The 17,842-nt window shown below is 61.3% G+C and carries 21 protein-coding genes; 16 read left to right on the top strand and 5 right to left on the bottom strand.

Annotated elements, in window-relative coordinates:
• Both ACFCU0_RS10690 and ACFCU0_RS10685 read left to right on the top strand, forming a co-directional pair.
• Positions 1–243: universal stress protein (locus ACFCU0_RS10690; protein WP_434973659.1), on the top strand; the 243-nt coding region annotated here is incomplete at its 5' end.
• Between the two features lie 287 nt (positions 244–530).
• Positions 531–989 (top strand): hypothetical protein, encoded by a 459-nt coding sequence (locus ACFCU0_RS10685; protein WP_434973658.1) that lies wholly within the window; start codon positions 531–533, stop codon positions 987–989.
• A gap of 54 nt (positions 990–1,043) precedes the next feature.
• On the opposite strand, the gene ACFCU0_RS10680 is transcribed toward ACFCU0_RS10685, so the two are convergent.
• From ACFCU0_RS10680 to ACFCU0_RS10665, 4 genes are all read right to left on the bottom strand, one after another.
• A complete protein-coding gene (locus ACFCU0_RS10680; RefSeq protein ID WP_434973657.1) occupies positions 1,044–1,814 on the bottom strand; it encodes a DUF2182 domain-containing protein in 771 nt (256 codons plus the stop codon).
• Between the two features lie 144 nt (positions 1,815–1,958).
• On the bottom strand, positions 1,959–2,858 hold the full coding sequence (locus tag ACFCU0_RS10675) for an alpha/beta fold hydrolase (RefSeq protein ID WP_434973656.1): 900 nt from the start codon (positions 2,856–2,858) through the stop codon (positions 1,959–1,961).
• Positions 2,859–2,928: 70 nt separating this feature from the next.
• Positions 2,929–3,342, bottom strand: coding sequence for a cupin domain-containing protein (locus ACFCU0_RS10670; RefSeq protein ID WP_434973660.1), 414 nt, complete (start codon positions 3,340–3,342; stop codon positions 2,929–2,931).
• A gap of 204 nt (positions 3,343–3,546) precedes the next feature.
• Positions 3,547–4,161, bottom strand: a complete 615-nt coding sequence (locus ACFCU0_RS10665) for a DUF1326 domain-containing protein (protein ID WP_434973655.1) — start codon at positions 4,159–4,161, stop codon at positions 3,547–3,549.
• Between the two features lie 654 nt (positions 4,162–4,815).
• Here ACFCU0_RS10665 and ACFCU0_RS10660 point away from each other — a divergent pair.
• From ACFCU0_RS10660 to ACFCU0_RS10630, 7 genes are all read left to right on the top strand, one after another.
• A complete protein-coding gene (locus ACFCU0_RS10660) occupies positions 4,816–5,112 on the top strand; it encodes a hypothetical protein (RefSeq protein ID WP_434973654.1) in 297 nt (98 codons plus the stop codon).
• Between the two features lie 790 nt (positions 5,113–5,902).
• Positions 5,903–6,301 carry a hypothetical protein gene (locus ACFCU0_RS10655; RefSeq protein WP_434973653.1) on the top strand — a complete coding sequence of 133 codons (399 nt, stop codon included), beginning with the start codon at positions 5,903–5,905 and terminating at the stop codon, positions 6,299–6,301.
• 592 nt (positions 6,302–6,893) lie between these two features.
• Positions 6,894–7,373, top strand: coding sequence for a hypothetical protein (locus tag ACFCU0_RS10650; RefSeq protein WP_434973652.1), 480 nt, complete (start codon positions 6,894–6,896; stop codon positions 7,371–7,373).
• A 183-nt stretch (positions 7,374–7,556) separates the two neighbouring features.
• A complete protein-coding gene (locus ACFCU0_RS10645; RefSeq protein ID WP_434973651.1) occupies positions 7,557–8,576 on the top strand; it encodes a hypothetical protein in 1,020 nt (339 codons plus the stop codon).
• A 527-nt stretch (positions 8,577–9,103) separates the two neighbouring features.
• Positions 9,104–9,532: a GNAT family N-acetyltransferase gene (locus ACFCU0_RS10640; RefSeq protein ID WP_434973650.1), complete on the top strand. Its 429-nt coding sequence runs from the start codon at positions 9,104–9,106 to the stop codon at positions 9,530–9,532.
• Positions 9,533–10,169: 637 nt separating this feature from the next.
• Positions 10,170–10,730: an OsmC family protein gene (locus ACFCU0_RS10635; RefSeq protein WP_434973649.1), complete on the top strand. Its 561-nt coding sequence runs from the start codon at positions 10,170–10,172 to the stop codon at positions 10,728–10,730.
• A 229-nt stretch (positions 10,731–10,959) separates the two neighbouring features.
• Entirely contained in the window at positions 10,960–11,532 is a 573-nt protein-coding gene (locus ACFCU0_RS10630) for a class I SAM-dependent methyltransferase (protein ID WP_434973648.1), read from the top strand.
• A gap of 208 nt (positions 11,533–11,740) precedes the next feature.
• Here the strand turns inward: ACFCU0_RS10630 and ACFCU0_RS10625 are convergent, their stop codons facing one another.
• Positions 11,741–12,208, bottom strand: coding sequence for a hypothetical protein (locus tag ACFCU0_RS10625; protein ID WP_434973647.1), 468 nt, complete (start codon positions 12,206–12,208; stop codon positions 11,741–11,743).
• Between the two features lie 307 nt (positions 12,209–12,515).
• On the opposite strand from ACFCU0_RS10625, the gene ACFCU0_RS10620 reads away from it, so the two are divergent.
• The 7 genes from ACFCU0_RS10620 to ACFCU0_RS10590 form a co-directional block, all read left to right on the top strand.
• The gene (locus tag ACFCU0_RS10620; RefSeq protein WP_434973646.1) at positions 12,516–12,971 is read left to right on the top strand and encodes a GNAT family N-acetyltransferase; all 456 of its coding nucleotides are present in this window, start codon (positions 12,516–12,518) and stop codon (positions 12,969–12,971) included.
• Between the two features lie 137 nt (positions 12,972–13,108).
• A complete protein-coding gene (locus ACFCU0_RS10615) occupies positions 13,109–13,981 on the top strand; it encodes a DUF6920 family protein (protein WP_434973645.1) in 873 nt (290 codons plus the stop codon).
• A gap of 88 nt (positions 13,982–14,069) precedes the next feature.
• Positions 14,070–14,777 (top strand): DNA alkylation repair protein, encoded by a 708-nt coding sequence (locus ACFCU0_RS10610; RefSeq protein ID WP_434973644.1) that lies wholly within the window; start codon positions 14,070–14,072, stop codon positions 14,775–14,777.
• A 105-nt stretch (positions 14,778–14,882) separates the two neighbouring features.
• Entirely contained in the window at positions 14,883–16,004 is a 1,122-nt protein-coding gene (locus ACFCU0_RS10605) for an alpha/beta hydrolase family protein (RefSeq protein ID WP_434973643.1), read from the top strand.
• A 352-nt stretch (positions 16,005–16,356) separates the two neighbouring features.
• On the top strand, positions 16,357–16,761 hold the full coding sequence (locus ACFCU0_RS10600) for a hypothetical protein (protein ID WP_434973642.1): 405 nt from the start codon (positions 16,357–16,359) through the stop codon (positions 16,759–16,761).
• Positions 16,762–16,968: 207 nt separating this feature from the next.
• Positions 16,969–17,217 (top strand): hypothetical protein, encoded by a 249-nt coding sequence (locus ACFCU0_RS10595; protein ID WP_434973641.1) that lies wholly within the window; start codon positions 16,969–16,971, stop codon positions 17,215–17,217.
• Positions 17,218–17,332: 115 nt separating this feature from the next.
• Positions 17,333–17,842, top strand: a 510-nt coding sequence (locus tag ACFCU0_RS10590) for an ABC transporter substrate-binding protein (protein ID WP_434973640.1), incomplete at its 3' end; no start/stop codon positions are given.

Below are 17,842 nucleotides of genomic sequence, written 5' to 3'. Positions count from 1 at the left end.
GAAGTCGAGGCGTGGGCGGAGGAGATGATTCCGGACGACCGAAACGCCAACTGTGCCGTCCACGCCGGCAACCCCGTCGGCTCGATCCTCGAGACTGCATCCTCTCCGAGCGACCTGGTGGTCATGGCCACGCGCGGACTGTCGGGGGTGAAGCGCATGATGCTGGGGAGCGTTGCGGAAGGCGTGCTTCGAGAAGCGCATGGCCCGGTGCTATCCTGCCGGTCGTTTCCTTCGCTGCCATAAGACTCCGGATACGATAACCGGTACACGACAGCCCGGACGCGTCATGAACGGGGTCGCACCTCATTCGCGGGGGCCGGACGCAACGACGTATTCCCCTTCGCCTCAGGTGGAGACACGACTCAAAGCATGCGTCCTGGTTGGAGAGGGCCCGGCGCCGTCTGGCTGATGACGATCCGCGCGGCCTCGTCGAGGAGTCACCTGTCATTCGTCCCCTTGATAAAATCGGGGCTGCTGTGGTGCCGGGGGAGTGGTCGCCCAGTCTCTCGTCTCATGTCGGCCCGTTCGTTATGCCTGAACGCTCTTCCACGCTCCGGCGCCGGCTGATCTCGCTGGACAGCCGTATGATTCACTGGCTGGACCTGTACGGCCACCGGCTTCATCGCGTATCGCTCGGCGTGCTGTTCATCTGGCTCGGCCTTCTGAAGCCAATGGGCCACACGACGGCCACGTCTCTTCTTGCCCACACCGTCTACTGGGGCTCCCCGGACACGATGGTGCTAATCCTGGGCTGGTGGGAGGTCGCCATCGGTCTGTCGATGCTGTATCGCCCGCTGGTGCGGCTGGCGCTCTTTCTGCTCCTGCTCCGCATTCCCGGGACGATCCTCGCATTCCTGCTTCTCCCCGACATCACGTTTGTCTCGTTTCCCTTCGTCCCGACCCCCGAGGGACAGTACCTGATCAAAGATCTCGTGCTTTTCTTCGCAGCAATGGCAATCGGCGGCTCCATGCGCCACGAGCACGGGTAAGGGCTTGTGCCGTCCAGGAGAACCGCCGATGACGCATGGGGAACCGGCCGGCCGTCATAGCATCGCCCTGCCCAGAAGCCATGTGCCCCAGCCGATAAACCCGACACCGGCGAGGCGCCCGAACCGGTCGCCGGCCGGAGCAACCTTCTCGATCAGGCAAAGCGCTGTGAGCGCAGCCATCCAGAGCAGGTTCATCACGCCGAGAACGAACATGAGCGCCATCGTCGCCCAGCAGCACCCCGCGCAGTTCAAGCCGTGGCGCCACCCCATCACCAACGCCCCGCGGCGGCCGGGTCGCCACTCCGCCATGAGAAAGCCCATCGGCGAGCGGCAGCCGGTCATGCAGGCGTCTTTCAGCGGCGCAAACTGATACAGGCCGGCGATAATGAGAAGGCCGCCCGCGAGGTACGGACTCGTGCTCGCCCCCATCGGCGTCAGCAAAGCCGCTGCGTGGAAGGCCCCCTGCATAAGAGCCGCTCCGGCACTGTAGCCGACCCAGACGAGGACGTATCCGACAACGAATAGAGCCGTGTTACCCATCGCGTTCTCGTCCGCACGGCGCCGGCTGATGCCGTGGAAGGTCAGCACCATCGGCGAGGCCGAGGGCAGCATCATCCCCATCATCATGATCGACCACATTCCAAAGGCGAGGCCGAATGCTTCCACGTTCCACGCCTGCCGGGGCGAGGCCGACGACGCCATGCTCATGTCGATCGCCATCTCTGCCATGTAGGCCCAGGAAAGGACCGTAAGAACAAGCAGTCCGGCTAAAATGAGCAGCCGATCTCGTTGAAGAACGGAGGTCTGTAACAACGGCGAAGACATAGAGGTCTGGGTTCGCAGGGAAAAACGGAGACCGGGGCAACCCTTTACTGGTGCTGATTCAAGACGACAGACGCGATCAGAGGGCCGCGATGAGCACCGAACGCAGTATGAGAACAGAGAGAAACAGAGACACTTCGCGCTGACTTAGACAGCATCGGCGGCCGGGAACCGCCCGCCCGCTGAGTGATGCTTTTCGAGGAATGATCGAACAGCTGCGTTGAATGCAGGTGCGTTCGCTTCATGCATCGTATGCGGCGCATCGGGAATTTCGGTTCGCTCGTAGCGTGGCAATAGTTCTTCAAGACGGTCGATCAGACGGTGAAACAGCCCGATGCTGTTTTCCCCGGTCACCAGCAGGGTAGGCGCCTGTATCTGCTGCACCTTCTCCACCTCAAGGGGCGAGAATCCCGGCCCGAGCAGCTCCGCTCGAAGACTTTCGGCGTTATCATGCACCTGCTTGCTACGAACCTCTGGAAGACCATCGTAGGCTCCGTCCCCTAACACGGCATCGACGAACGTCCGGAGACCGGTTTCCCGATCTCCGTGCTCGAACGCCTTCTTCGCCGGATCAATCCCCTGAATTCCGAGCCGCAAGATCCCTGCACCGGTTCGAGGACGGGTAAGCAACGTCTTGAGGAGTTCCAATACCTTCGGGTCGTTGCTTACGAATAGAGTGAGTACCGGGGGCTCAGCCAGCACAAGGCTTTGCACGAGAGACGGCTCCCGGATGGCAAGCAGCAGACAAAGGAATGCGCCGTAGGAATGTCCGACGAGATGTGCCGGTGCGGCGTCAAGTGAATGAATGAGCGCCCGCAGATCGTCGACGTGTTCGTCCATGATGTATCGCGCGCCGTCCGAAATGGGCTCATTCGGCCAGTGGTAGCGTCGACTGTACGAGATGACCCGAAATTCCTTGGCGAATGCTTCCGTCTGGGCAATCCACGTTCTGTGGTCGCTTGCAGAGCCATGGACGAACACGACGGGCTCGCCGTCACCGACGTCTTCATAGGTCAGATCCGCGCCATTGACGCTGGCTGTTGGCATGAGTTAGCTCTCCGGTTCTGATTCAGTGGATCTCCCTGGGCACCGGGTCGCTGCTGGCACCTCTACAGCGTTACTGATCGACGGCGACGGGCTCTGCCGGCATCGCATCGATCGGCTCTTCGAATCCAATGAACAGAACGCATTCTTCACCGACGGCACAGGACGCCTCGTGCGGCAGCTCCGCAGGACCGAACGCGTAGGTCCCCGGTCGCAGCACGACCGGGTCGTGGCCTTTATACGTGACCTGCATCTCGCCCGAGACGAGCACCATTCGTTCCACGGATGTATGTCGATGGGACGGGATGGCGGTGCCGGGCGCCATCTTGAAGAAAATATCCGCGTTGGGCTGGTCGGGAGCCCCTTGAAGCACGGCGATCGCGCAGCTCTCCGGCATAAACGCAGGACACGCTCCCCATTCGAGATCCGGGTCGTCCGCGGTCCACGTGTGGGGAGCGTCCTGCGCGTGGGCTCTCGGAGCGAACATCAGGAGAAAAAGTACGAGAATCGTAGAGGAAAACAGTGTAGGTTTCATGGGTTTCTTTCGTGGCAAGGGAGGAGAAACGGTCGCAGGTAACCGGACGGCCGTGAGCCATCTGACAGCCCCGATTCTCGCACTGCGGACATGCACGGTCACCGGCAGCGACGGAAGTGGAGGGCGAGGGGAGTGGCCCGCTCATTTCGCAGATCGTCAGGGTCCCGCGTAAGAGAAGGGGGAGAGCAGCGCATTGCGACCGGCCACGTCGAACTCGATGCCATGAGCGTCGAAGTGTGCGCGACTTGCTCTCGCAACCGTGGCCGGATGTCCGGGCGCCACGGCGAGCGGGTGATCCTGGACGGTCGGTGCTTCCCCGTTCTGCCCCTCGATCGGTGCCACGTCGGCACATCCAATCTGGCCGACCTCACCGATGCGAAGCCGCCCGTGCTTCCCGTCGGTCTCGAATGCCATCGGGACGACCTCGACCGCACGGACCTCGCTGATGAGTTCGGTTAGATGCGCCGGGTGGCCGCCCGCCTCGCCGCCGAAGATCGTCGCCAGCGCGTCCTGCTGCGGTTCGTCGGCCCGACGGTCCAGATACAGAGCAGCTTTCCAGTCGCCGTCGGCCATGTTGCCCGGTGTGTGAAGTGCCACGACGACGTTCAGGTCGTCAAGCTCGGTCCCGCTGTACGTACCCTTCTCAATGTGCCAGGCAACCATGGCCGTGCACGTCCCTTCCGTCGGGTCGCTCAGCATGATGCACGGACAGGCAACCTCGCACGTGCAGGCTTCCATGTACTGGCCCTCGAGTTTCCATTGATCGGTCATGGGATGCGTTGTGTCTGCGCGTTCAATGTAGATGATGTATCGCTACAAGCACGATCAGAGGCACGAAGCGAGGCCACGCTGACGTCGTGCTCCTGCTACGAGCTCACGATGTGCCCCGTATTCTTCTCGTGCGATCCCTCACCTCTACATTGCGTGAACCACGGACGCATCACGACATACCGGACTCGTTTTTTTGAAGGGTGCAAACGACGACCGTCGACGGGCAGGGGCCTGGCAGGTCCATCCAACTGCATCACGCGAGATACGGCGCGTCCTCTCAGATCCCGCGGGGACGATGCCGGACGACAAGAGACGAGGCCGGGGAGCGCATGACGACGGTCGATGCACATCCGACGCAGGAGATGAATGGGAGCCCAACCTGTAGCGGCCGACCGGGTCGGATCATGGCTCCTTTTTGAGGCCGTCCTCCACGGGCATAGGAGCCTCACGTGCGCTCCGCGCCGCGGATCAATGCCGAGCGCCCGGGAGCCCGAAAGAAATCATACTGGAACTTACCCAAATCATGTTCGTAATTCCGTATGCTTTTCGGGTAGGACTCATCGGGCGAATACGACATGCGCTTCGGGCGAGCCGAGGTCTGATTTCGCGACCTTCACCTATGGTGAGAGCGACCATCCAGACCCACGTTGGCTTTTGCTTCGAGAGGTACTGGACTACGACTGGAAGCAGGAATACGTGCACGGGAGTCAAGGGTCTATCGCTCCAGACGCGCCACCGCAATTTAGCCCACTTCCTGAAGGTGAAGGCTGGGAACCGTACGGCAAGCCGATGCAGGGCAAACCCTGGTACGGGAAGGTGCAAATCTTCCTTCGACACACCGGAAAGACGATGGCCAAAGCGGTCGGCAGGTTCTACACAGATAGCCTGGCTCGCCTGCAAACCGACGGCGATCCCGAAGACGTGCGCATCGTTCCCTCGTATGAGTACTAACGATCGTACGCCAGCGCTGGAATGGACGAAAAGCGCGTCCATCGGCGCTTCGCTCAGTAATTTACCAGTACTCTCGCTTTTCTGACTGCTGTGACGCGACGTTTCGCACCTGAGATTTGACCATTATAGCGTTTTCAAATCTATGCTCATTTTCCAGCTCGTTCTTGTTATGAGCATTTTCTTCGCAGCCGTTTTGCCTGGGGGAGATGTGAACGCTCAGAGTACGAACCTCGCCCGGACAACTGTATTTGGCGAGGCGGGTGGAAATGGATGGATCTATTCGGTAAATGCGGATTACCGACTCAGTCAAAACGTAAGTGTTCGAGCTGGACTGACAGCAATCGAAACTGCAGGGATAGGCCTCTACGGAGGCCCCCTTATGGTGACTTTTCTTCCTGGTTGGAAGGCCCACCGGGCCGAAATGGGAGCTGGTATGTTGCTCGGTTATCTGGCTAATCGCTCGTTCGAACCGCATTTTGGATCGGACCCTGAACCTGGAGAGGCAAACGGAATGGCAATTCCGACACTCAGCGCAGGCTACAGGTATCAGCAGTCAGAAGGCGGACTTTTCCTTCGAGTGGCGTACACGCCCGTCATCGCTGAAGGGGATTTGAGTCACTGGGCCGGTCTCGGAGCAGGCTACACATTCCCACGATAGTTAACGAGTGCATTACCACCCCATTGCAGCCGGCGACGGGATATAGCGGATTTCGCAAGGTGATACGCCCGAATGCCCGTCAAACGGTTCGTAGCCCGTCGCGCCTGAACTTCCACGCTATACAACCTTCCTATGGAAGTCACTTCGCATTTCATCCAACACACGGATTTTTCCTCCTCCGAAGGCGAGCCGCTTACACATGAGGAGGCGAGCCGCCTCATGCGGCAACCACACTGGGAAGAAGAACTCGCCCAGTGTAAGCCAGAGGACGAGGCAGGCGAGACCTGGTGCCGTCCCAATTTCTCAATCATCGCAGAAGACGGCAGCCGCTTCCAGGTCGTCTTTCTCCCGGAAGGAAAAGCGTACTTCACATATGCCTTCAAGGAGAAGTGGGTCAGCTTTCTTCCATTCGCAAACACACGCTTTCAGTCGAGTCCGCCTATGGCACGTGAGAAGATGGAAAAAGCCCTGCGCTGCTTCTATGCCGGGGAGCACGGCCGTCTGATGGAGTGGGGCTACGAGAAGGCGTGATGCTTTGAGGTGGTGTCACAAGACCATCGTCGCGGACATAGGGCGGGTGCTGTTTTCTGCCGGGTCCATCACCATGGAAATCGATCGCTTCGGTCATACGTCGGCGTGGCCTTTGAGGGTTATGGCCTGGTCTTGCACTGAGCACATATCACCGGTTCGAGGAAGATCAGCTACATGTTGAGGTCCGGGAGGACCTGGATCCAGCGCCTGTTTGGAAAGTGACCGTAATTACGATACTGGGACTGATCGTATCGATTCTTCTTTCCGCTATTCTTGTCGTCGCAATAATCCTTTCACCGCTTTCAATACCTGGATAGTGCCGTGCAGTATGATATGCCAGAGAGGCGCGAATCATGTGATCCCTACGCGCTTCAAGGAGTGGCACCGCTGAAACGGATTGCTCCGATTACTTTGGCGGCACCGGTTATAGGCGAACAAATTTCGACCGCCGAATCGTGTCGGACACCGATTTACGTTTTCTCAGGCGAGGCGAGCGCGACAACACAAACGCATCTAGCGTATTCAGCAGAACGAAAGTGGTCCCGAGAACACGCTCATGCGTCCGACTTCACCCCCCCTAAAGTTCTGGCCCATGCTTCGCTTTGCGTGTCTACCGGCTTTCGCGCTCGTTCTTGCGTTGCGTCCGGCCGTCGCTCAAGTGGGTGAAACAGCTACTTCGCCGGCGGAGGCCTACACGGGCTGCTACAGCGTGTCGGTGGAGACCTGGCCGGACTCTTTGCAGCACATCACGTCCGCGCCGGACATTCCCGCCTGGGTCAAATTGTCACCTGATTCGTCGCCGCACTTTTCACCGGAGGAGGGACGAATGCTTGAATCCCCCGGTACCGGCGATTTGGGGCCGTTTCGGTACTGGATCCCGCTGCGGGATGGAATCCTGCTGAGTCGGTACTTGCACCCCGTTGCGATGTCCATCCGCGTCCACGAGCGGCCGGACCCGATCGGTACGTTTACGGGACATCTCGTCGTTGTGACCGATGCGATCCGCCCCGGCAGGCCGAGTCGCGGATCTGTGCGGGCGCGCATGACGCGACGCACGTGTCCAGAATCCTAGCTGCGTGACACGGTGCAGCGCCCGACGACCAGCAAGTGCCGACGCAAATCAGCCCAAGCATTTGGCTGTATGCTTTGCTATATTTAAGCATCGGTGTGTTCCTGGCGCCCGGAAAGTCAGCATTCTTCAATCTTCTCGGCCCCGGCACGGTCGGTCGTCTGTCTCTATCATTCGATCTCGGAAATGAGGATATCTACGATGATCGCACCAGCGCGCCTGCTCGACTCTATTCTCCTTGCTGTACTCGTCGCTGGTGGCGCACTTATCGGAACCGGGTGCGACGGACCGGGGAATGGCATGCAGGACCAGGACATGCAGGAGGACAACCCGGCCGCCATCTCCTACGAATTGGAGGCCCGGCCGAACGACGGGGCGTTCCCGCTCGGTCGGAGCGGCCAGGTGACGATGTACGACCTGGGCGGCGACTCCACCCTCGTGACGCTAGACCTATCTGCGAGCTTGAATCGGCGCCCGGACCCGGGCCCTCCGCAGGTTTCCTTCGCTGGGTCCATCCGCCGCGGCCCCGTGTCCCTTGAAGGGGAGCGAATCCATCGCTTAAGCCCCATCGATGCGCGGACAACCACGCTCGAGAGCGCCCGCCTGATACCGAAACCGATCGACGCATTTCTGGATTTCGACGGGCACGTCCAGATTCGCGAACGCATCGGGGATTCTACGGTGATAGCTGATGGCAACATCGGGGCGAACGCCGACGGCACCACGAGAGACCCGGGGCTCGACCTCGTCACGGACCCGCGGACGCAGGTCATCGATCTCCGCGCCGTGCAGAACGATGGGCGCGCCGTGCCGGATGGACGTTCAGGGACCGTCCGGTTTCGGGAACTGACCTCTGGGAAAACGCTGGTAACGGTCGCACTGGACTCTGCGCCGTCCTCCGGCGGGACCGGAGCCGACGTGTCTCATCCGATCTCCATCCGCGGGAGGAGTGCGTCGGGGGGCGGCGACATCTTGCTCTCACTGAGCCCGATCAGCGGCAGGGACCCCGCGGCGAGAAGCTCGAGAGTCCTTCGGAAACGGTTCAATTTCTTCACCGACATCGACGGGCACGTCGCTGTGTACGAGAGCAACGCGAACCGCTCGACTGTTATCGCCCGCGGCAATATTGAGGCACACGCGTCTTTCTCTGGCAACGACGACGCGGACGACAGAGCTTCCATGCAGGACAGGCAGGAAGGTACGTAGTGGAAAGCAGATCGCATGTGTGATTGCTTCTTTCCGTGTTGCAGCAAGCCGTCCGAAACGAAAGGTTAGGCTGCTGACCTTCAGCGTCCGACGCGGATGCTTTCGGTATAACACAACGTATACGGCCTGCGCTTACGTTGCGGAAACGATGCGTCCGACGCCGGTCTTCGGCATCAAGGTGGCATTTGCTGACGTCGATGCCAGCGGAGGTGGTAAGCTGGGCTGCAGCGGTCTTGTCTGTGAAAGGAAAGGAGCGTAGCGTTCCAGGGACGTCTTCTGGCGTCCGACCTCCCGTCATGGTCTCCGCAGCTGATATTGCATCGATACAGTCTCGGTGTCGCAGCCATGCCGCGACCTTGCATACTCCTCTGCTTTGTGGAGCGGCCACGCGGAGGCCGATGTAACGGAAAGGCTCTGGGTATCGGAGCAAACGAGCTTAACAAGCCTGGCACGTCTAGAGCCCCCAAGTCCTGGCAACGGACGTAAAGAACCGGTCCCGCTTCTCACCGAGACAGGGTGCCGCATCCATGTCCACATCGTCTGTGTCCATTCGGCTCCTCAATTCTGCCGACCAGGAGGTGCTCGCTGACGTGGCCCCGGACGTGTTCGACGGCCCGATCCAATCCGACCTTGTAGCCGAGTTCTTGTCGGACGACCGCCACCACCTTGCTGTTGCCCTCGATGCAGGACGCGTTGTGGGACGCGTTGTGGGAATCGGGTCGGCCGTTCATTCCGTCCACCCAGATAAGCCGACTGAGCTCTGGATCAACGAGGTTGGTGTAGCCCCCACGCACCAGCGCCGTGGCATTGGCCGGTCATTAGTCCAAGCACTCCTGGAGAAGGGCCGGGTTCTGGGGTGCGTGGAGGCGTGGGTACTGACGGATGAAGAGAACACGCCTGCTCGACAACTCTACGGGAGCGCCGGAGGCGAGGAGTTAGCCGTCCCGTGTACGTGACGTTTGATCAACAGCACCAGTAGGTGCTGCGACATAACGCGACCCGTTGCGCCGCACGTTTGCCCAGCCCTCGATGTCTCTTTCGCGTCGCCAGTGCGTCTTCGCACGGGCTGGCTCCGCGGCCTGTCTGCGGCCTGTACAATTGTCCAGACCGAGGCAGGCTGAAACCGCGTAGTAAGCGATCGTCGCGTTCCCTCTACCGTATTCCACGGCGCTGCACGAAACGATGGGCCTATGCTGTATTCGATCGCCATCAGCATTTGGTCGTACATCTTGCTATATTTCGGTAGCTGTCCTCTCTTGCCCACCGCCTGTGGGTGCTATCCGCTATCGAGCCCCTGATTCACACAACGACGATTCAGAACAACGGCACCCGGGACGTAGACGGATGGGGAGACACCTCTGAAAATGGCAACTGGCCGGATCGCATTCGGCCTTTGCGTCCTCACCTTCGTCCTCTTTATTCTATTAACCAATACGGTTCTCTGAGGGATGTACCTTGGTTGGGGCTCCTTGTCCAGACGTGCGAGAACCGCAGGGGTAGGAGCCCTTCAACTCAACCGTGGTTCGGCCTCACCGACGAACCAATGCGAGCACGCGATTCGCCCAGATCCGTCCAATCAACAGATATCGACCGATGACTGAGCAAAAGACGTCAAGTGTACGCGACCGGCAAGACCCTCTTCGTGAGCGTTACGAGAACGCCCCCGACGAGGCGGCGATCACCGACCGAGCACGAACCACGGGAGGTACCGATACCGATGCCTTTCACGGCCACGTCGTACCCGGCAGTGAAGACCACGGTGTTACGTGGTCCTTTGGCATTCACCGCGCCGTCGGCGGGCATCACGACGCCCCGAACCCCGGAGACGTGCTGTGTGCTGCCCTCGGTGTTTGCCTGGATTCGACCATCCGCATGATCGCTGAGCGTCTGGGTGTCAAACTGACCTCTCTTGAGGTTGACGTCACAGCTGACGTTGATGTTCGAGGAACGCTGCTCGTCGACCGAACCGTCCCTGTTGGCTTTCAAGGAATGCAATGCCACGTCGACATCGACGCCGCCGAGGGTACCGACCCGAAGCTGATGAAGAAGCTTCTGGCCGCTGCCGAGCACAGTTGCGTCGTTCTGCAGACGCTGCGTTCCGGCGTACCGGTTGAGACAACCTTCGACGGCGCCGACAATCCGGGCACAGGCTGATCGGTACCTGCAAGTGTTCGACCTACAGAGCAACGCATGCAAATCTTACCAACTGACCCCTACAATCGCGCTGTAGCTGAATATGCGAGGGGCCTGCTGCAGCCAATGTGGAGGGGGGATAAATTACTACAAGCCGACACCGCGCAGGACTGTCCCAGCGGGATCGTGGGGGTGACCCATGTCGCACCGGCCTGTCACACCTGCGTGACGGTCTATTCTTTCAGGTGACATGCAAGAGTACGATCAGATTGCCGAGTGGTACGTTGCGGCGCGCGATCCGGACGTCGGCATTCCGGATGTCGCGGATGTCGCTCGCAGGCTATCTCCCCGCGCATGCGTCCTGGATCTGGGGTGCGGGGACGGCATTCCGATCTCCCGGTTCCTTGTCCGGGAAGGGTTCGACGTCGTTGCACTGGACAGTTCGCCGGAGATGATCGCTCGCTATCGGGCCCACTTCCCCGACGTTCCGACGCGTTGCACCCGAGCCGAAGAGGCCGACTTCCCGACCGAGTCGTTCGAGGCTGTCGTCGCCTGGGGCGTTCTGTTTCACCTGCCGGAGGCCAAGCAGCGAGTCGTGGTCCGGAAGGTTGCATCTTGGCTGAAACCGCGTGGACTGCTCCTCTTCACGTCGGCGGAAGTCGAAGGAGCCACCGAAGGCGAGATGAACGGAGTGACCTTCCAGTATATATCGCTGGGCGTAGGCGGGTACCGGGATGTGATAGAGAACGCCGGGATGCGCCTGCAGACCAGCCACCACGATGCGTGGGATAATTTCGTGTTTGTCGCGGAGAAAACGGCGTAGCGATGCGCAACGGGTCTGCTTTCAAGTCAGACCTTTCGATCCTCATTTACCTCCGACGAACGACGCTTTCCCTAGAGGGCGACGCCTACTTCTCTTCGCTTGCGGTCGGTGTCGTCGGTCCGAGGCGTCTCCCCGGTTACCCGAAGGCCGCCGGCGAGGGGCGCCCGGGATGATACTCGCGGCTCCGGACGCCCATCCCCGCACCGGTTCAGTAACTGATGACCGTGTCCGCGTTCATGAAGAGCGCGGTGATCGATTCCGGCGTGCCCATCGTGAAGCCATCTCGCAACTCGTCCGGCTCCACGCCTCCGAGTTCAGCGCAGTGCGGACAAACAAGCACCGAACCCCCGCCGTCGATGTAGTTCGACAACAGCGTGCTGAGGTCCGAGTCGCCGTATGTTAGGAGCGGTTGCCCCTGTTCGCCCATCCGCACGGCTTCGCGGTCGACGAAAATGGTGACGTCGGCACCGGCTTCTTGCATCTGGTGCGCCAGGCTGACGCCCATCGTGGTAGAATGCAGATCGTTGGAATACTGTCCAATGTGGACGACAACGTTTTTCTCTTCCTCCTGGGCAAATGCGGGCGCTGTCGCCGCTGCGACCAGCGTGACCAACAGGGCGAATACAGTCAGGAAAAGCGCCTTAGAGGTGAATGTGTTCGGGATTGTATTCATCATCGTACGATGTTGATGGTGAAGAAAGGCCGATCCTTCCCCCATTGTACGAAGCCGGCCTGCCGGATACAGTAGTATCAGCGCACACTGATCCGGGGAAAGGACGATCGTTCGACCAAATGGGCAGTCCCCGTCGTCTAAACCACGGACTGAGATGCGGACCTCAACGGCTGCGGTCCTCGACTCGCAGGGAACCTTCGACGCACCGGTTCCGGTCGTATCCCATACCGCCGTCACGCGGACCGGCATGCCACCTCCGTGCGCTGTGCATGCCTCGCCGGTCCCTTTCCAACGCAACCCTGATTGTTCCGTGACCGCGGACGTCTCCCTGGAACCCATCGCACCGCATCACGCCGAGGACGTGCAGCGCCTGGCGTCGGATCCGGACGTTGTGGCCACAACGAACCTTCCGGAACCCTATCCGGAGAACGGAGCCGCCGCGTGGATCGCTTACGTCATGCCCAAACACGAGGCGGGAGAGGAATATGCCTTCGCGATCCGAAAGGCCAACGGCCCACTGGTCGGCGTCTGCGGGCTGGTCGGTGTAACGGAGGAGGTCGCCGAACTTGGCTTCTGGATCGGCAAACCGTTCTGGAATTGCGGATACGCGACGGCGGCCGGCCGGGAAACCGTGCGCTTTGCCTTCGAGACCGTCGGCATCAACCGGGTCTTTGCCCGCCCTCTCGAATGCACTGCCCCGTCGCGCCGCGTGCTTGAGAAACTGGGTTTCGCCTTTAAGCACACGGAGACGCACGAGAACCCATAGTGGAGTGACAAGGACCCGATCGCCCGCTACGAGATCACCCGTGCGGATTGGATGGCGGCGGCGTGACGGCGAAATGTGCTATCAGTGTCGCTTTCTTCATTCATCATCTTCTACATTCATCCGACGAGGAGCACAGAATGGGCTGGGACATTGTCGCCCTGATCGTACTGTCCATCGGGATCGTCTACGCGGCGAGTCTCGCATTCGGGGCCCTGCGGTGGAACGGAAAAACACAGGCGTTACGAAGCCGGCTCGACGCCGCACGGCCGCCAGTCGGTAAACGGACCGTCGATTTCGGCGACCTCGACGGACTGCCCGCCCCGGTTCAACGCTACTTTCGAACGGTGCTTACGGACGGGCAACCGGTCGTCACCCGTGCGCATGTACAGCATGAGGGCACGTTCAACATGAGCGAGACGGGGGAGCAGTGGAAGCCGTTCACGTCCGAGCAGTGGGTCTCCACCCATCGCCCGGGGTTCGTGTGGAACGGTCGCGTGGCCGTTCTGCCGGGCGTTCCGGCGCGCGTCCACGATGCCTACATTGCCGGAGAGGGCATTCTGAACGTCGCGCTGCTCGGCCTCGTCTCCATTGCGGACCTTCGTGGCAAGGGCGAACTGGCCGACGGCGAGCTCATGCGGTATCTTGCCGAGGCGTCCTGGTACCCGACGGCTCTGCTGCCAGGCCCGGGCAACACCTGGGAGGCGGTTGACGAGCGTTCCGCTATCGCCACGCTGACCGACGGAGACACTGACATCACGATGCAGTTTGCGTTCGACGATCAGGGCCTGATCGAGACCGTGCGGGCCGAGGCACGCGGCCGAACGGTGGGGGACGAGATCGTGCCAACGCCGTGGCAGGGGCGGTTCTGGAACTACGAGCAACGAGACGGCATGCTCGTGCCGATCGATGCCGAGGTGGCATGGCTGCTGCCGGAAGGCGAAAAGGCATACTGGCGAGGCCATATCACCCACCTGGACTACGACCGTGCGTCGGCAGGAGAAACCGATTGAAGCTCATTCCAGCCACCGCGTCGAAGCAAGCGCCGGTCGTACCGGACATCATCACGTCAATCTGGGAGGTACCACCGTGAGTGAAGCCGTGACCAAGGCTCTTCGTGCAGACCTGGAGGGTCACATCGACTTAGCCTACAGGTCGCGCATCCGTGACCACTTCAACATGGACGTGTCGACCTTTCTGGGCGTCCGGATTCCCGTCGTGCGAAAAATCGCCGCCGCACACTTCTACGACGTCAGGGACCGATCTATTGAGGACATCCTCGATCTCTGCGAGGATCTGCTGACAGCGGGTACGTACGAGTATAAGGTCATCGCCTTCGACTGGAGCTATCGCTGCAGACGAAGCCTGGCCCCGGAGCACTTCGGCGTGCTCCACCGGTGGCTCGCGCACTACGTGAATGACTGGACCGACTGCGACGACTTCTGCACGCACACGCTCGGCGCGTTCCTCGTCGACCATCCCTCCTTCCTTGAGAAGGTGAAACCGTGGACCGCGTCTCCCAATCGCTGGATGAGGCGAGCTTCCGCGGTCTGTCTCATCTACGGCCTTCGACGCGGCAAGCACCTTGAGCCGGCCTTCGAGGTGGCCCGGGCTCTGTTTCAGGACGAGGATGACCTGGTCCACAAGGGATGTGGCTGGATGCTGAAAGACGCAAGCAAACGGTATCCGGACGAGGTCTTCGACTTCGTGATGGCGTGGCGTACGTCGATGCCGCGGACGACGCTCCGGACCGCAGTGAAGCTTCTCGACGAGGACCGGAAGCGAACAGCCCTATCTATGCCGGCGTAATCGGCAGAGCGTGCCGGGCACCGATCGCGCCTCGACCTGAGGCGTCATGTAGCTTTCTGCTCATGGCGATCTGCCCTCCCAAACGTATGATGTCGGCATCCGTCGATGCCCGACACTCACACTCCGGCGCCGATCGTGAATTGTTTCCGTCTATTCATCATCAGCATCGTCATCCTCCTCGGCGCGTGCTCCAATCCCCCCGACAGGGAGGCGCGCGTGGGACGGACCGGCCTCGCGTTTACGGACGCCGGGCGTACGGCCTGGACGGGCGAGGGCCCGCGCCCGATCACCACGACGGTCTGGTATCCGGCGGATTCGACTGCACAGGAGGTGGCGTGGACCGTGGGCGTCTTCCGTGCGGGCTGGACAGCGCCGGATGCACCGCTTTCGGATCGAAACGCGCCGCTGCCGCTCGTCATCCTGTCGCACGGCACGGGCGGGGCGGCCGCACAGCTCTCCTGGCTGGCGGAGGAACTGGCATCAAACGGATACCTCGTCGCCGCCGTCCACCATCACGGCAACACCGCGCTGGAGGAGCGGCTGGTCCCGCACGGGTTCGTACTCTGGTGGGAGCGGGCACGGGACGTTCGTACCGTCATCGACGCGCTACTTGCAGACGCACGGTTTGGCCCGCACATCGACAGCACCCGGATCGGCGTCGCCGGGTTCTCTCTCGGAGGCTACACAGCTCTCTCCGTGGCCGGTGCCCGCGTGGACCGGGCCGCCTGGGAGCGGTACTGCGAAACGCACCGTACCACGCCGACCTGCTCGCTCCCCCCTGAGGCGCCTTTCACAATGGCGGAGGTCGAGGCATCCCTGTCGACGGATCAACGGGCACAGGCGTCGCTCCGCGAGGCCGGTCGGTCGTTCCAGGACCCCCGCATCGGCGCCGCGTTCGCCATCGCACCGGTGCTCGGGCCCGCCTTCGACCCGGAAAGCCTGGCAAACGTATCAATCCCCGTCCGAGTCGTCGTCGGTACCGCCGACGATCAGGCCGTGCCCGACGTCACCGCCCGACCGGTCGCACAGATGATCCCGAGCGCAGACCTGGAGATGATCCCCGGCGCCGGGCACTACACCTTTCTGGCGCCATGTAGCCTCCGTGGCCGCCTCTTCATGCGGCCCCTCTGCGCAGATGAGGACGGAATCGATCGCCGCGACGTCCACAAACGGGTGGCAGCCGACGCGCGACGGTTCTTCGATCGGTCGCTTCCCTCCTCGGATTGACGGTCGCCACCCGTTCAGGCCTGGATCTCCGCTGGCAAGCCCGAACACCCCCAGTAGCCGGCGTAACCGGTCCCCGCGATCGGTCCTCCTCGACACAACGGCGATGGCCCTGGCCGTCCCCCGCTCGCAGGTACACTGGGCATGGGCTCGGCAACCAGCGCACGCCCCAGCAGCATGCGGACCGTCATCGAATGTAGCCGGGTCCCTCCCGTCGACGAAGCCGAAGGACGTTCATCGAAGGCTGTAGCACGTCACTATTGAAGATCGTATCTTTCGCCTGTCATCCGCGATATGGACGGCCGCTTCCGCGCTGTCGATGGTCGTATCCCCTCTCCCGGTTCCCGCGATACTCATGAGACGACTGCTGTGGGTAGACTGTATCGGCGCCGCGGTGGCCGGCGTGACGGTCATCGCTGTCAGTGGGTGGCTCAGCCGTCTGGAGGGACTGCCGCAAGAGGTACTCCTGTTTACCGGAACGGTAAACCTGCTGTACGGCGCCTTCTCCTTCTCGCTGGCCGTGCGCGCGGAGCGCCCCCTGGCGCTGATCCGCCTCCTGGTCGCCGCAAACCTGACATGGGCGTTTGTGTGCCTGGGACTGCTGGGACTATTCGTCGAGAACGCCACCCCGATCGCCTTCGTCCACTTCGTCGGGGAGGCCGTGTACGTCGGCGGACTGGCTATTCTGGAATGGCGCAATCGGGACCTGCTCCGCCATGCGGGGCAACGGGCCCGACGCACGCGCCCGGCGGACCGGTGAAGAGACATCTGCCCCGACCCGCAGGAGCACAACGGCCCCTTCCCGCTCCCGCATTTCCGTATCGGTTTTCGTATCCTGTTGGTGTGTGCATTTTTCCGTGCTCTTTCCGCAGTCGATGGATCGACGCGGCTCAGGACCTTCCCCGCAGCATCACGTGCTGGCCGGTGACCGACCATCGCCACGCGCTCTATCCTACTCCGAACGATCATGCTGGCAGCCAATGCCGGACTCATCCTAACGACCATGTTGGAACCCAATGTCGGACTCATTCTGTGGAAAATGTTCGCCCTGGCATCGCTGGTGCTTTACCCGTTGAGTCTCATCTGGGCCTATCGAGATGCGGAAAAGCGCGGCCGGAACGGTCTGCTGCTGGTCATCCTGATCGCCATCACGTGGATCATCGGACTCTTCGTCTGGCTTGTCGTGCGCCCGGAGAAAGATGTCGCCGCGGCATGATGCACATAGGGGAATATTGAGGTTTCAGCGTTCGGGCATTGATGCCCTGCGCTCGAACCTGGCACCGTAACCCTCCGCCCGTCATCTCCCTTTCTAAACGACCTGCCTCATATATATGCGAACTGTCCGTCTCGGCCTGGAGTGGTTTTTGAATCCCGATCATACGCCGCTTCTCATCGCACAAGAAAACGGCTGGTTTCGGGAGGCCGGCATCGACCTTGAAGTTATCGAACCGGAGGAGCATCTGGATGCCGTCGACGCCATCGAGGACGGCACGATGGACCTCGCGATCACCGAACCGCTTCATCTCGTCGAGGACGGTGCCACCGGCCACTCCGTCGTCGGCTTCGCTCGCTTTCTCCACACGAACGGGGGCGTGATGTACCGCACCGACGGTGACATCGAGCGGCCGCGCGACATGGCGGGAGCCCGCATCCAGTACCCCGGCGCCCCCGGCCCCGGCGGACCGGCAATCGTCGGCACCATGATCGAAGCGGACGGCGGGACGTACGACGAAGACGCCTTCACGCCAGTAAACCGCGGTTTTTACCACACCAATGCCCTCGCTGACGGGGATGCGGACGTTGCCACGCTTGCGTTTTACAACTTTGAGGTCGTGGAAGGC

The sequence above is a fragment of the Longibacter sp. genome, assembly GCF_051155795.1.
Taxonomy (GTDB): domain Bacteria; phylum Bacteroidota; class Rhodothermia; order Rhodothermales; family Salinibacteraceae; genus Longibacter.
The sequence above is the reverse complement of the archived record's forward strand: the minus strand, read 5'-3'. Positions and strand labels throughout refer to the sequence as shown.